Annotated in this window: 12 protein-coding genes, 1 other RNA gene and 1 pseudogene; all 14 read right to left on the bottom strand. The window is 60.6% G+C overall.

Annotated features, from left to right (window positions below; all coding sequences use genetic code 11):
* Nucleotides 1-315: 315 nt before the first annotated feature.
* Entirely contained in the window at nt 316-582 is a 267-nt protein-coding gene (locus ACFSR7_RS08600; protein WP_378160539.1) for a pro-sigmaK processing inhibitor BofA family protein, read from the bottom strand.
* Complete coding sequence (locus ACFSR7_RS08595; protein WP_378160537.1) at nt 579-869, bottom strand: DUF2508 domain-containing protein; 291 nt, start codon at nt 867-869, stop codon at nt 579-581. The genes ACFSR7_RS08600 and ACFSR7_RS08595 overlap by 4 nt, the downstream gene beginning before the upstream one ends.
* Nucleotides 870-1,034: 165 nt before the next feature.
* Entirely contained in the window at nt 1,035-1,634 is a 600-nt protein-coding gene (gene recR / locus ACFSR7_RS08590; RefSeq protein ID WP_378160535.1) for a recombination mediator RecR, read from the bottom strand.
* Between the two features lie 16 nt (nt 1,635-1,650).
* Nucleotides 1,651-1,962 (bottom strand): YbaB/EbfC family nucleoid-associated protein, encoded by a 312-nt coding sequence (locus ACFSR7_RS08585; protein WP_378116509.1) that lies wholly within the window; start codon nt 1,960-1,962, stop codon nt 1,651-1,653.
* Nucleotides 1,963-1,975: 13 nt separating this feature from the next.
* Nucleotides 1,976-3,781 (bottom strand): DNA polymerase III subunit gamma/tau, encoded by a 1,806-nt coding sequence (gene dnaX, locus ACFSR7_RS08580; RefSeq protein ID WP_378160533.1) that lies wholly within the window; start codon nt 3,779-3,781, stop codon nt 1,976-1,978.
* A gap of 36 nt (nt 3,782-3,817) precedes the next feature.
* Nucleotides 3,818-4,996 carry a two-component system sensor histidine kinase NtrB gene (locus ACFSR7_RS08575; RefSeq protein ID WP_378160531.1) on the bottom strand — a complete coding sequence of 393 codons (1,179 nt, stop codon included), beginning with the start codon at nt 4,994-4,996 and terminating at the stop codon, nt 3,818-3,820.
* A gap of 157 nt (nt 4,997-5,153) precedes the next feature.
* Nucleotides 5,154-5,417, bottom strand: an RNA gene (gene ffs / locus ACFSR7_RS08570) — signal recognition particle sRNA large type.
* Between the two features lie 92 nt (nt 5,418-5,509).
* On the bottom strand, nt 5,510-5,929 hold the full coding sequence (locus ACFSR7_RS08565; RefSeq protein WP_378160529.1) for a hypothetical protein: 420 nt from the start codon (nt 5,927-5,929) through the stop codon (nt 5,510-5,512).
* Between the two features lie 72 nt (nt 5,930-6,001).
* Nucleotides 6,002-6,199, bottom strand: a complete 198-nt coding sequence (gene rpmE / locus ACFSR7_RS08560) for a 50S ribosomal protein L31 (protein ID WP_090117667.1) — start codon at nt 6,197-6,199, stop codon at nt 6,002-6,004.
* Nucleotides 6,200-6,311: 112 nt separating this feature from the next.
* A complete protein-coding gene (locus ACFSR7_RS08555) occupies nt 6,312-7,580 on the bottom strand; it encodes a radical SAM family protein (protein WP_378160527.1) in 1,269 nt (422 codons plus the stop codon).
* A gap of 1,458 nt (nt 7,581-9,038) precedes the next feature.
* Nucleotides 9,039-10,367, bottom strand: a pseudogene (gene rho, locus ACFSR7_RS08550) (transcription termination factor Rho); the annotation flags it as partial.
* A 69-nt stretch (nt 10,368-10,436) separates the two neighbouring features.
* Nucleotides 10,437-11,687: a UDP-N-acetylglucosamine 1-carboxyvinyltransferase gene (locus ACFSR7_RS08545; protein ID WP_378160525.1), complete on the bottom strand. Its 1,251-nt coding sequence runs from the start codon at nt 11,685-11,687 to the stop codon at nt 10,437-10,439.
* 191 nt (nt 11,688-11,878) lie between these two features.
* Nucleotides 11,879-12,733, bottom strand: coding sequence for a class II fructose-1,6-bisphosphate aldolase (gene fba / locus ACFSR7_RS08540; RefSeq protein ID WP_378160524.1), 855 nt, complete (start codon nt 12,731-12,733; stop codon nt 11,879-11,881).
* A gap of 192 nt (nt 12,734-12,925) precedes the next feature.
* Nucleotides 12,926-13,324, bottom strand: coding sequence for a response regulator (locus tag ACFSR7_RS08535; RefSeq protein WP_378160522.1), 399 nt, complete (start codon nt 13,322-13,324; stop codon nt 12,926-12,928).
* Nucleotides 13,325-13,454 lie beyond the last annotated feature (130 nt).

Here is a 13,454-nt window from a genome sequence, read left to right as displayed (position 1 = left end):
AGGGTAGTTCGACTTGCTCAATTCAATGCTGGTATAACTTTTGCTTCCACCCCGAAAGGCTTCAGCGTCCGTTTGTTTTAACGCTCGATGTTCAGTTTTCAAGGAGCAATCTCGTCTTCGCTCTCGGCCTCGTTCTCGGCGGCCTCTCAGCGGCGACTTGAATAATATATCACACTCGCCTAATCCGTTGCAACCCACAATTTCTGGAATTTTGCTTTCTTTCCGACGGCCGCTTGGCCGCCGCTCTTAGGCGCGAGAATTAATTTAACATATCCAAGCACAGCTCGTCAATGCGTTTCTCGATTTTTTTTACATTTATATGACGAGCATGTGCTGCAGGCCGAGTACGAGCGCAACGCCAGGCAGTCCGAGCAGCGTCACTGCACCGATCGTCGCCGGATTCAAGGGCACGTGCCATCCGCTGATCCAGCCCGAAAAATTCAGCGCATAGATCGCAAAGGCCGCCAGTCCCAGATGGGTTCCAAACCTCAAAAGCCAGCCTCCCGGCGCGCTCCTTCGCAATAGAAGCAGCAGCAGGGAGACTGTTGAGACGATCAGCACGGCGAGCCATACCGTCTTCACGCGCCCTCGCCCCCGACTACAACAGATTCCATGCTAAACTCAGGCAACTGCGCGGTCGGGTCCGCATGCCAGTGCATGCGCGCGCGCCGCAGCGTCATATCGAGCTTCTGCTCAGCCGCCTCAAGCAGATAGATGGCATAGTCGACTTGGTCCGCTCCGAGCGCATCGTCAAATCGCACGCACGCCTGTCTCCACTCCGCCTCGGCCAGATGAACCTCGTCCACGAGCCGTTCCCGTTCGGACTTGCGCTGCTCCGCCGCCAACCGCTCCCGTCTCCCCTTTAGCATTGCTCACCGCTCCCTCTCCTGTGTGGTCAAGCGCCCGCAAGGGACAACCCGATACCATTTATATGTCACAGAATCGGCATTCAGAATCAGGCGGCATAGAAAAAGCGCCCTCTGGCGCTCTTCTGCTAGATGTATGGATAGAGAATCTTAAGATAAATAGAGACGTCAGAAAAGTTCGCGGCGCCCTTCGAGCGCCTTAGAGAGCGTCACTTCGTCCGCGTACTCCAGGTCTCCCCCAACCGGAAGCCCGTGCGCGATGCGCGTAACCTTGATGCCAAAAGGCTTCACCAATCTGGACAGGTACATCGCGGTCGCTTCTCCCTCGATATTGGCATTGGTCGCCAAAATCATTTCCTGTACGCGTTCGTCGCTAAGGCGCTGCACGAGCTCTTTGATTCTAATATCGTCGGGACCTACGCCATCCATCGGCGAGATCGCGCCGTGAAGCACATGGTAATAGCCGCCGAACTCGCGCGTGCGCTCCATGGCAACGAGGTCCTTGGGCTCCTGTACGACGCAGATCGCGGAAGGATCGCGCGTCTTGTCGGAGCAAATCCGGCAGGGGTCCGTATCCGTTATGTTGCAGCAAATCGAGCAATAAGTCAGATTGCGCTTGACGCTGACCAGCGCCTTCGCAAAATCGATCGTATCCTCTTCCTTCATCCGAAGCACGTGGAACGCAAGCCGGGCCGCCGTCTTGGGACCGATGCCCGGCAGGCGGGAGAAGGACTCGATCAGCTTGGCGATCGGTTCAGGATAGAACAAGTATCAGGCCCCTCGTTTAGAACAAGCCCGGAATCTTCATTCCGCCCGTATACTTGCCCATGTCCGCATTCGCCAACTCATCCGCCTTGGTCAGGGCGTCGTTAACGGCGGTCAGCACCAGATCCTGCAGCATCTCGACGTCTTCGGGATCCACGGCCTCAGGCTTGATCGTCACGTTCAGCAGCTTCTTGTGGCCATTCATGGACACCGTCACGACACCGCCGCCGGCCGTTCCATCGATCGTCTTGTCGCCTAGCGCCTCTTGGGCCTTCAGCATTTGCTCCTGCATCTTCTTCACTTGCTTCATCATTTGGTTCATGTTGTTCATCTTATATTCCTCCTCAGTCTTCTCTAATGACAACCAATTCTTCTCCGAAAAGCCGAAGCGCCTCGTCGATCAAAGGCTCGCTCTGCGGCCCTGCACCGTCGTCCGGCACGAGCTGCAGCACTTCGGGTTCTTCCCTGCCGGCTCCAGAGGCGTCCGCGGAGGCTAACGCTTCCTGCCATTCCTTTTGAAGAAGCGTAGCAAGTTGGGTAGGTTTGCCGAGCACCGCGCTAAGCACGCCTTCGATCACCTGCCGGTTGGCAGGCTTCTCCGTCGTCTCGCGGTGGATCGAGTTGCGGAAAGCGACGAGCACCGTGTCGTCCGCATAAGATACCGGTTCTCCGTCGACCAGCCAGGCATGCACGGTCACGCGCTCTTCCTTGACCCGCTGCATGGCCTGTGGCCACTTGCCGAGCGCCTGCAGCACGTCCGGCGAACCCTTGACCGCAAGGAACGGGTCGACCTTGACGCGCGCGCGGAGCGGCGCCTTGGCCGCTCCGCCCGATGCCGCGGCAGCCCCTGCGGAGCCGCGAGCCGAGCCGGCGCCCCCGACGCGGTTGCCGCCGGCGTCGCCAGGACCGCCGGTACCTGCGGCCCCGGCCGGCACGCCTGTGCGCGCCAGCTCCGCGAGCTTGCGCTCGAGGCCGGCAACCTGCTGCTGAAGGCGCTGCAGGTCTGCGCCAGCGGCGGCGACAGGGGCCGCACCGGCCCCTGCTTGTCCGCCGGCGGCCGTCGCGCCGCCGTCCGAGCAAAGCTTGAGCAGCGCGATCTCGAACATCGTCTGCGGATGCGCCGCGTACTTCATCTCCGTCTGATAGCGGTTCAGATGGTCGATGACGGCGAACAGCCGCTCCCGGCTGAATCCGGATGCCGCCTGCGCAAGCGCCGCCGGATCCCCGGCACGGCCCGTCGCCCCCTCGGCATCCGGAGCCAGCTGCGCCAGCAGCATATCGCGGAAATAATGCATCAGCTGCTCAAGACACTTGTCCGCGCTCTTGCCGGCCTGCATCATCTCGTCGATCTCGCGAAGCTCCGCAGCGGCATCCTGATCCCTGATTGCTGTCGCCATGCGCACGAACTGATCGGCCGGCAGTCCGCCCGTCGCGTCGACGGCGCCCTGAAGCGTGACCTCCCCGCCCGTGAACGAAGCGATCTGATCAAGCAGGCTGACCGCGTCGCGCATCCCGCCATCGGACAGCCTGGCAATATAGCCCAACGCATCCGGTTCGGCCGCAATGCCTTCCTCGCCGCAAATCTCGCGCAACCGCTCGACCTGCTCCGACAGCGGCACGCGGCGGAACTCGAAGCGCTGACACCGCGAGATGATCGTCGCAGGCAGCCGATGCGATTCGGTCGTCGCCAGAATGAACATCACGTGCGCCGGCGGCTCCTCGAGCGTCTTGAGCAGAGCGTTAAAGGCCTCTGTCGTCAGCATGTGCACTTCGTCGATAATATACACTTTGCGCCGAACTTCTGTCGGCGCATACTTTACTTTGTCGCGGATGTCGCGAATCTCCTCGACGCCCCGATTGGAGGCGGCGTCGATCTCGACGACGTCCATCACTGCGCCGGACGTAATCCGCCGGCAGGCGTCGCATTCGTTGCAAGGCTCCGTCGCGGGGCCGCGCTCGCAGTTGACGGCTTTGGCCAGAACCTTGGCCGCCGTCGTCTTGCCGGTTCCCCTCGGACCGCTGAAAAGATAAGCATGAGACAGCCGGTCTTCCCGGATGGCGTTCTGCAGCGTCTGGACGATATGTTGCTGCCCGACCATGTCCTTGAACGTCTGGGGACGCCAGGCACGGTACAATGCCATATGGGCCATTCCAAGTCGCTCCTGCCTGTGGTGTATTGCTATTTATTATACATCATCGCGGGGAAACGCTCCACCGCCGGATGCATGGTTGCCGGTACCGGAAGCGGCGCAAGGGATCAGAACGGTGAACACCGTGCCGGCTTCCGAGGAAGAGACCGCGATCCTCCCGCCCAAATCGTGAACGATCCGTTGGCAAATGGACAACCCGAGTCCCGTCCCGCTTTCTTTTGTCGTATAAAAGGGGTCGAATATGCGGTCTAACGCAGCTTTGGGAATGCCAGGCCCCGAATCGCACACCTCGATGGCGACGAAACCGGGAATCGCGGGACTGCCGTGCCGCTCGCGAATGAGCAGACGGCCGCCCTTTCCCATGGCCTCGATCGCATTTTTTCCTAAATTGAGAATGACCTGCTTGAGCATCTCCTTGTCCGCGAGCACAGGCGGCAGATCTGGCTTGGTCTCATACAAAAGGACGATGTCGTGGAGGGTGGCTTCATTGCGAAGCATCGGCATCATCTCGCGCATCACATAGCCGAGTCGCATCGACGAAAGCTTGGTCTCCTTTGACTTGCTGAGCAGCAAAAATTCGCCTACCAGCTCCTGCACGCGATCCAGCTCGGACAGCACGATATGCGCATACTCCTGCTCCTTGGTCATCCGGTGCTCGTCGAAGGACTTTTTCATCAATTGGACGAAGCCCTTGATCGCCGTGAGCGGATTGCGAATCTCGTGCGCGGTCCCCGCCGCGACTTGTCCGATCATCTTGAGCCGGTCCGAACGGCGCACCTGCTCCTCGAGCATCATCCAGGGCGTGACGTCGTGAAAAAGCAGATAGGCTCCGATCACCTCTCCGCCGGAGACCAGCGCGTCCCCGTCGACGACGACTTCCCGGGACGCCCCTTCTTTGGTCCATGCCAGCCTGCGGTTGCGAAAAGCTTCTCCCTGTAGAAGGGACCGGCCGAAGGGCAGCGGCAACCCCAGCGTTTCGGCCCAAACGTCCGCCGGCTGCCCGGACCACGCGGACCGGTCTCCGCCGAATATGTCGCCCGCCATCGGATTCGCCTCGACGATCCGAAAATCGGCATCGACGAGCAAGACGCCCGTCCATTCGTCAGCCAGCATCCGATTCGCGAACAATCGCACGAAGTGATCCCGGCGCGCGCGGGAATCTCCCCGCCACTGTGCGACAGCCCTCACTGCTCCCTGCTGCCCTTTGTCCCCCATGCTTCCCCTCCACTCTGACACCTTGACCGCTCGCGCCGCCCGCCCTCTCGCGTTGGAATACGCTTACGCAGAAAATAAAAAAACACACCTCGACGCAGCTCTGTCTACGCTGAGGTGTGTTGATATTGAGATATGATTATCGTCATCAAATGAAGAACCGTGCACCTGCCCTCGATCGATACCATCCAGCCGTACTTCGTTCGTACGCTCCCGAAAGGCTACCCTTCAGCACAAGAACGTGACCACTTACGGCTGCTTCCTTCCGGACCTGACCGGGTTCATGGGCGTCCCTCGCGAAGGACCCTGCGATCAACGCGCCGGGACGAAGCCGGAACTGCGTGGCATGACCTCAAACAGGAATTCGATCTCGCTATAGCGGATTGCGAGTGACAGGGCACCGCTACCTCCCCATCTAGCACGGCATGACCTAGTATAACGAATATCGTCGTCAGGCGCAACTAACTCCGGCATAACATTTCGCGGGAATCGTTCCCTGGCCCACGAATGCCGATATTAGCGGCCGCCGACCGTGCTAACGTGAATGTTGTATCTCGGAAAATTGAAACGAAGCACGGTCGTCGCCTGGCTCTCCACCGTTTGCCGCTGCTGCGCATCAAGGCCCGGCTTCAGCTTGACGGTCACGTAAGCATCGGCGCCGTTGAAGGTGACCTGCGAACCTGCAACGCCGTTCAGGTTTTGGATTGTCGTCGACATCATCTTGTAGTCGTTGTCGTAGTTGAGCGCCATGTGGCGTCCCGGAATGCGCGGGTAGCTGCTGGTCCTCCCGAGCAAGCCGTCGTCTGCGTAGCTTTGCTGTTTGATGGAGCTGCTGTTCGAGCCGCCCGAAACGCCGCAGCCGGCGATCGGAAGCGCGGCCGCGAGGAGCGCGGCAGCCAGCAGCATATTAAGGCGGATCCCCGTTGGCTTAATCATAAAAAAACCTCCCTTCGTATCCGTTAGGATGCGGAGGGAGACTGCGCTCTATTCGTGGTTATACGGCTTGAATTAGATGCCGTACTTCTTCTTGAACTTGTCGATCCGGCCGCCGGCGTCCAGGAACTTCTGCTTGCCGGTGAAGAACGGATGGCACGCGGAGCAGATTTCAACCTTGATGTTCGGGCGAACCGAACCGGTCTCAAACGTGTTGCCGCAAGCGCACGTAGCCGTCGTGACGGAGTACTTCGGGTGGATGGCTTCTTTCATCTTAGAATTCACCTCTTCTGCCCTGGAACACATGCGGCTCCAGAGTTAATGGACATACCTGCACATTATATCACCGATGCGAGCGCCCCGCAATGGGAATCGAATACGATGGTCAGACGCGTGCGGCGACCCGGTTCTTCCGCGATGGCGGGATATGCGTATAGGAGCCGATAACGACGCCCGGCAGCTCTTCTCGGAAGATCTCGAGCAGCGTCTTCATGCCGTAAATCTCACCCTTTGCCTTCGGAATAAGGTTCAGGTAGGCGTCGGGATCGATGTTCAGGTTGCGCATCTGGATAAGCTTGAGCTTGGTCCGGCGCGCGAACTCGATCATGGCCTCGATCTCTTCTTCGCGGTCCGTGACGCCCGGGAATATCAAGTAGTTGATCGAGGTGTAGACGCCTTGGCTTTCCGCATACTTCATCGTCTTTTCTACGTTGGCGAGCGTGTAGCCCCGGGGCTTGTAGTAAGCGTTGTAATGCTCGTCGATCGCACTGATCGTGCTGACGCGCATCAGATCGAGTCCCGCATCGGTGATCGCGCGCAGATGGTCGCTGAGACCGGCATTCGTGTTGATGTTGATATAGCCGTTTGACGTGCGCTCGCGCACTTTTTTGATCGCTTCGATGATCGTCTTGGCCTGCGTCGAAGGCTCGCCCTCGCAGCCTTGACCGAAGCTGATGATCGTATCGGGCTTTTTCAGATGCTCGAGCATAATATCGACCACTTCGTCTGTCGTCGGCTTGAACTTAAGACGCGTCTGCGGAGACACGAAGCCGCTGTCGTCGGGCTGTTCGGAGATGCAGCCGAAGCAGCCTGCGTTGCAGGCGAACGATACCGGCACGGCTCCCTCAAGGCGCTGGAGGAACGTATTGGACGACGTCAGGCATTCGTAACCGAGTGCGCAATGGGACAAGTGCTGGTAAAGCCGATTGTCCGGGTAGGCGGCGAGCAGCCTGTCCACCTCGACCTGAAGCTCCTTGCGGTCGCAATTGTCAGGATTCCAAGGTTCGGGATCGTCCGTGGCGGCAGCCGCCACGTAAAACTCGCCATCCTTCCATACAACCGCCGTGTATCCGAACAAGGGAAACATCTGCGTCTTGTCCGTCTTGGTGTAGCCCGGGACATAAAATCGGGTGAAGCCCTGCGGCAGCAAAGCGCCGACCGCCTGGCTGCCTGCGGGCAGCGCCTTCATCTCGCCGGTCTTAGGATTCATCCCCACCGCGCGCGTGTGCGGCAAGCCGACCAGCGTAGCGCCGGCGGGAAGCGGAATCAGTTCGTCTTCAAGCAGCTCGACCAGCCTGTCGCCGCTCCGCGCAACGGCATGAAGTTTATCGTGATCGTATACATTGCCGTGCTCGTCGGCGTAAACCAGGTACATGGCGTATAGCTCCTTTCGTGACTTGGACGCGCCCGGACGATGCCGGGCGCGTCCTGTATCGCTTGGGCGGACTTATTCGCTCGCCGGGTTGTTCTTGGTCGTGCGCCGCTGGCGAGGCGCCTTGGCTGCAGGTGCTTCGGCGTCTGCGGGCGCAGCAGGCGCGGCTGGAGCAGGCGTCGCGGGCGTATCGCTCGCGGCGCTGTCCGCCGCCTTGGCGGCGCGGGCGCTTGTCTTGGTGCCCGCGGCGGAAGCGCGCGTGCGCGGCTTGGCCGCGGCTGGCGTAGCTGCAGTCGGCTCTGCCGCCTGCGGAGCGGCGGCCGACTCTGGCGCCTGCGCGGCAGGCGCGTCTTCGGCCCCCGCTTTGGCAGCGCGGCTGCTGCGGGTGGTGCCGCGCGGCGTCGAAGACGCAGCGCGCGTGCGCTTCGCGGGAGCCGGCGTGTCGCCGCCGGTTGCCGGCGCCTCAGGCGCCGCTGCGCTTGGCGTAGCAGCCGGGGCAGAGGCCGCCGGCGTTGCTGCGCTTGGTGCGGCGGCCGGGGCAGAGGCTGCCGGCGTCGCTGCGCTTGGTGCGGCGGCCGGGGCAGAGGCTGCCGGCGTCGCTGCGCTTGGCGCGGCGGCCGGGGCAGAGGCCGCCGACGTCGCTGCGCTTGGCGCGGCGGCCGGGGCCGTCGGCGCAACTGCTGCCGGCGGCGTTGCTCCGTTAGCAACCGGAGCCGTCGATGCCTGCGTTGCCGCGGCCGGTGTCGATCCCGTCGGCGCAGCAGCCGCGTTGGACCGCGCAGCCCCCGATGCGGCGCCGGCGCCGCTTGATGACGGCCGGCTGGATGCCGCGGAGGTGATGCCGGACGCCGGCCTCGAAGTACGAGCTGCCGCTCCCGGTGAAGAAGCGGCCGGGCGTGCTGAAGATCTCGCCGCCGAAGATGCCGACGGCGACGAAGATGAAGTCGTGCCGCCCGTTCTGGACGACGCGCTCGTACGAGGCGCCGCTCCCGCCGGTGGCACGCCGCCGCCCGTCGTCGAGGACGTGCCTGCGCTCGCGTTCCCAACGTTCGGGGTCGTCGCAGCCGAAGGCGCGATCGGCGTACCGTTCCCCGTTCCCGAGGCTGCGCTTGGCGGGTTCCCGGCCCCTGCGCCCGTCGACGACGATCCCGCAGCCGAAGACGGCATCTGCGATGCCGGTGAACCGCCGCCCGCGGACGGCGAAGTGGCGTTAGGACGCCCACCATAAGAGGACGTACCGTTCGAGTAGGTCGGACGGCTGCTTGAATAGCTGCCGCCGCGCGGCCCGGCATTATAGCTGCCCGGACGGGACTGCGACAGCGGCCGGGAGCCTGAGGCCCCGGAATAACGCGAACCGCCGGTCGATCCGGACGAAGCCGAGCCGTAGCCCGCCCCGGTTCCAGAAACGCCGCCGGAAGCCGCACTTCCGGAGGAAGAGCTAGCGGAGGCGGAGCTGCCGCTAGCCGGCGAACCGCTCGAAGCTGCGCTGCCGGAAGCGCCGGAAGTTGTCGTGCCTCCGGTCTGTCCCGGACGCAGCGGACCGCGGCCCGGTGCATTCGTCGCGCTGTCCAGCACGGCCAGAAACTCCACGTTGGTCTTCGTGCCGCCCAGCTTGCGCAGGAATTGGTCCACGAACTCGATCGAGTCGTTCATGCTCTTGCGCAGCGTCCATACCTTATCGAGCTCTTCCTTGGAGAGAAGCATCTCCTCGCGGCGCGTGCCGGAACGGCGGATGTCGAGCGCCGGGAAAATCCGGCGTTCGGCGAGCTTGCGGTCAAGATGCAGCTCCATATTGCCCGTGCCCTTGAACTCTTCATAGATAACGTCGTCCATTCGGGACCCCGTCTCGACGAGCGCGGTCGCCAGGATGGTCAGGCTGCCGCCCTCTTCGATGTTGCGCGCCGCGCCGAAAAACCGCTTCGGACGGTGAAACGCAGCTGGATCCACGCCGCCCGACAGCGTACGGCCGGAAGGCGGCACGACAAGATTGTAAGCACGGGCAAGGCGGGTGATGCTGTCCAGCAAAATAACGACGTCGCGTTTCTGCTCGACCAGACGTCGCGCGCGCTCGAGCACGAGCTCCGCTACCTTAATATGGTGTTCGGGCACTTCGTCGAAGGTCGAGGCGACGACTTCTCCTTTGACCGAACGCTGCATGTCAGTCACTTCTTCCGGACGTTCGTCGATCAATAGGACGAACAGGTAGATATCCGGACGATTGATCGAGATGCTGTTGGCGATTTCCTTGAGGAGGAGCGTCTTGCCTGCCTTGGGAGGAGCGACGATGAGACCGCGCTGGCCGAGTCCGACCGGGGCCAGGAGATCCATGATGCGGGTGGACAAGCGATGGGGCGACGACTCGAGCACGAGCTTTTGATCCGGGAACAGAGGTGTGAGTGCAGGAAAATGCAGGCGCTCCGCGGCCACTTCCGGCGTGTCGCCGTTGACGAGGTTGACCTGCAGCAAGCCGAAGTAACGCTCGTTTTCCTTGGGCGTCCGGCACTTGCCGGAGACGAGATCGCCGGTTCGCAAGTCGAACTTGCGGATCTGGGAAGCGGAGATATAAATGTCCTCCGCGCTGGGCAAATAATTGATCGGGCGAAGAAAGCCGTAGCCTTCGGGCAAAACTTCCAGCACGCCTTCGAGAAACATGTGTCCGCCGCGTTCGGCCTGCGCGCGCAGGATGGCGATCATGAGCTCCTTTTTAATCATCTGGCTGTAGCCAGCGATCTGAAGGTCCTTTGCCAGCTTGTAGAGCTGGGTCAGGCCGAGGCCTTCAAGATCGGACATTTTAAAATCCGTCAATACAATCCCCACTTCATATTAGGATGTGCGGAACGCCAGAGCGGCTGTCGCCGCTCAAGCTTCGCGCCATACGTCCGCGCCGAGGCCTCGCAAATGCTCTTCGAGTCTCTCGTAACCGCGGTCGATATATTCCAGACCGGTGATCTCCGTCACCCCTTCTTCGACGGTCAGCGCAGCCACGACAAGCGCAGCTCCCGCGCGCAGGTCGGATGCCCGAACCTTAGCGGCGTTAAGCTTGCTGCCTTCGACGATTGCCGAACGGCCTTCGACGCGGATCTGAGCGCCCATCCGCGCAAGCTCGGGGACATGCTTGAACCGGTTGCTGTACACGTAATCGGACAAAATGCTGACGCCGGTCGTCTGGGTAAGCAGGCTCGTCATCGGCGACTGGAGATCCGTGGCAAACCCTGGATAGACGAGCGCCTTGACGTCGACTGCCTCGTAGTCTTGCTGGCCGACGACCCGGATGGATTCGTCCATCTCGTAGACGTGAACGCCCATTTCTTGAAGTTTGGCGGTGAGTGCTTCCATGTGCTTGGGAATGATGTTATCGATGAGAACGTCGCCGCGCGTCGCGGCGGCCATGATCATATAAGTGCCGGCCTGGATGCGGTCGGGAATGATGGAGTGTCTGCAGCCGTGCATGCGTTCTACGCCTTCGATGCGGATCGTCTCGGTGCCCGCACCCTTGATCTTGGCGCCCATAGAATTGAGCAGCGTGGCCACGTCGATGATCTCAGGTTCCTTCGCGGCATTTTCGATGATCGTGGAGCCCTTCGCCCTGGCCGCTGCCAGCATAATATTAATCGTGGCGCCTACGCTGACGACGTCCATATATATTCTAGCTCCGCGTAATTCGTTAGCTTTGATGCGGATAGCTCCATGTTCGTTGGTTACGATTGCGCCCAGGGCTTCGAAGCCCTTGATGTGCTGGTCGATCGGTCTCGGCTCGAAGTTGCAGCCGCCCGGCAGTCCGATGGTGGCTTCGCCGAAGCGTCCGAGCAGAGCGCCCATTAAGTAATAAGAAGCTCTTAATAGCTTGACCCGGCCGTTAGGCATGGGAATCGATTGAATGCCTGTAGGATCAATGGATAAGGTTTCCTCTTGCCATGAGACCCGGCAGCCCAGTTCCTGTAGCAGTTCTTTATAAATCTCGACGTCGCTGATATGAGGCAGGTTGTCGAGCCTGACCTCGGATTCGGCGAGAATGGCGGCAGGGAGCAGCGCGATCGCGCTGTTCTTGGCACCGCTGATGGAGACCGTTCCGCGAAGCGGACGTCCCCCGCGTATCATCAGTTTTTCCATGAATGCATGGTCCTCCTAGTAGATGCTTCATCTACTCCGGGGGCGCTTGGCGACCGCGTTCGATGAAGGAAAGGAAAGACGCCCGGCGAGGCGTCTTGTCCGTACGTAAGACAGAAGCCGCCGTCCGTACGGGTCACCGGTTGCGGACAAGCCGCGGTGCGGCGGGGACGGATTGCGGCGACGATCTTCGCTTAGGCTTGGTTGCTGCTGCCGAAAAGACGGATCTTCTCTTGAACGACGGCCTTCATCGCGTTGCGCGCAGGCGTCAGATACTTGCGGGGATCGATGACGTTGGCATCCTTGCCGAGCACTTCGCGGATCGCTGCGGTGCAAGCCACTTGGTTTTCCGTGTTGACGTTGATCTTGCCGGCGCCCGCTTGGATCGCCTTGCGGATCATGTCGTCTGGTACGCCGGAGCCGCCGTGCAGAACGATCGGCACAGGAATCTTGGCGACGACTGCTTCAATGATATCATAGTGAATCTTGACTTCGCCCTTGTACATGCCGTGAGCCGTACCTACCGCAATAGCCAGCGCATCGACGCCGGTCTCTTCGTAGAAACGGATCGCTTCTTCAGGCTTGGCCAGCGAAGCGTCGGCCTCGTCCACGCTCAGGTCGTCCTCGACGCCGCCGATCGTGCCCAGCTCGCCTTCGACGGAAACGCCCATCGCATGAGCAGCTTTGACGATCTCCTTGGTCAGCTTGATGTTCTCTTCATACGGATGGTGCGAGCCGTCGAACATGACGGAGGAGAAACCCGCGCGGATACACTTCATGGCGATGTCGAAGGTGCTGCCGTGGTCGAGGTGCAAGGCGATCGGAAGGCCGGATTTCTTCGCTGCCGCCTCCGCGATGGCAACCGTGTACTCGATGCCCATGTACTTCAATGCGCCTTCGCTGACGCCGAAGATAAAGGGGGATTTTTCTTCCATGGCGGCTTCGGTGATCGCTTGGGCGAATTCAAGATTGTTCATGTTGAATTGGCCTACCGCGAACTTGTTCGCCTTCGCCTTGGGAAGGAATTCGTTCATTGATACGAGTGGCATTGTGATTCCTCCTGCGCTCTGAATAAGTCGTGTGCTGTCTTATTGCCCGACTTGCATGCGACGTTATTATATCACAAATGAAAGAAGGATTGTAAAATGCCTAAGTCCTCCAAATCGCCCGCTCCGGGGCTCGAAAATCAAAAACCGCCGGACGTCTCCGGCGGTTTCGGAACCTGATATTCCAAGCCGTCCTCAGGTACCTGCGGCGAACCTCGGCGACGGGCCTTCCTCCACAAGCTGCATATTGACGGCTACCCGCAGCTCGTCGATATCGAACGGCTTCGTAAAATGCATCAACGCTCCCAGATCGGTGGCTTCCTTGATCATGTCCAGCTCGCCATAGGCCGTCATCATGATGACCTTGACGTCCCGGTTCATTTCCTTGATCTTTTTCAAAATCTCAAGCCCGTCCATGCCGGGAATCTTCATGTCCAGCAGAACAAGATCCGGGGTATGCGTACGTACGATCTCCAGCGCCGCGCGTCCGTTCGCCGCCTGGAAAGTCTCGTAACCTTCGACGCTGAATACCTCTAGCAGCAAGATCCGAATGCCGATCTGATCGTCCACAATTAGCAATCTCTTCTTGGCCACCTCATGATCCTCCTCTTCCTGTTGGTTCCTTCTTCCCGTATTCGCGCCTCGACCGGGAATTCCTTCCTAACTTCTGGCAATTGCAAAAAAAAGCTCCGGCTTTTGCCGAAGCTGGAATACCTATGTTGAA

The sequence above is a fragment of the Cohnella sp. GCM10020058 genome, from assembly GCF_042683485.1.
Classification (GTDB): Bacteria; Bacillota; Bacilli; order Paenibacillales; family Paenibacillaceae; genus Cohnella.
Note: the sequence above shows the minus strand (reverse complement) of the source record. Positions and strands in the feature narration are given on the sequence as shown.

Bases quoted from the DNA above. Each gene is read 5' to 3' on its own strand.
- ACFSR7_RS08595 (WP_378160537.1), bottom strand. From the start codon at position 869: ATGCTAAAGGGGAGACGGGAGCGGTTGGCGGCGGAGCAGCGCAAGTCC.
- ACFSR7_RS08585 (WP_378116509.1), bottom strand. From the start codon at position 1,962: ATGAACAACATGAACCAAATGATGAAGCAAGTGAAGAAGATGCAGGAG.
- dnaX (WP_378160533.1), bottom strand. From the start codon at position 3,781: ATGGCCCATATGGCATTGTACCGTGCCTGGCGTCCCCAGACGTTCAAG.
- ACFSR7_RS08575 (WP_378160531.1), bottom strand. From the start codon at position 4,996: ATGGGGGACAAAGGGCAGCAGGGAGCAGTGAGGGCTGTCGCACAGTGG.
- ACFSR7_RS08565 (WP_378160529.1), bottom strand. From the start codon at position 5,929: ATGATTAAGCCAACGGGGATCCGCCTTAATATGCTGCTGGCTGCCGCG.
- rpmE (WP_090117667.1), bottom strand. From the start codon at position 6,199: ATGAAAGAAGCCATCCACCCGAAGTACTCCGTCACGACGGCTACGTGC.
- ACFSR7_RS08555 (WP_378160527.1), bottom strand. From the start codon at position 7,580: ATGTACCTGGTTTACGCCGACGAGCACGGCAATGTATACGATCACGAT.
- ACFSR7_RS08545 (WP_378160525.1), bottom strand. From the start codon at position 11,687: ATGGAAAAACTGATGATACGCGGGGGACGTCCGCTTCGCGGAACGGTC.
- fba (WP_378160524.1), bottom strand. From the start codon at position 12,733: ATGCCACTCGTATCAATGAACGAATTCCTTCCCAAGGCGAAGGCGAAC.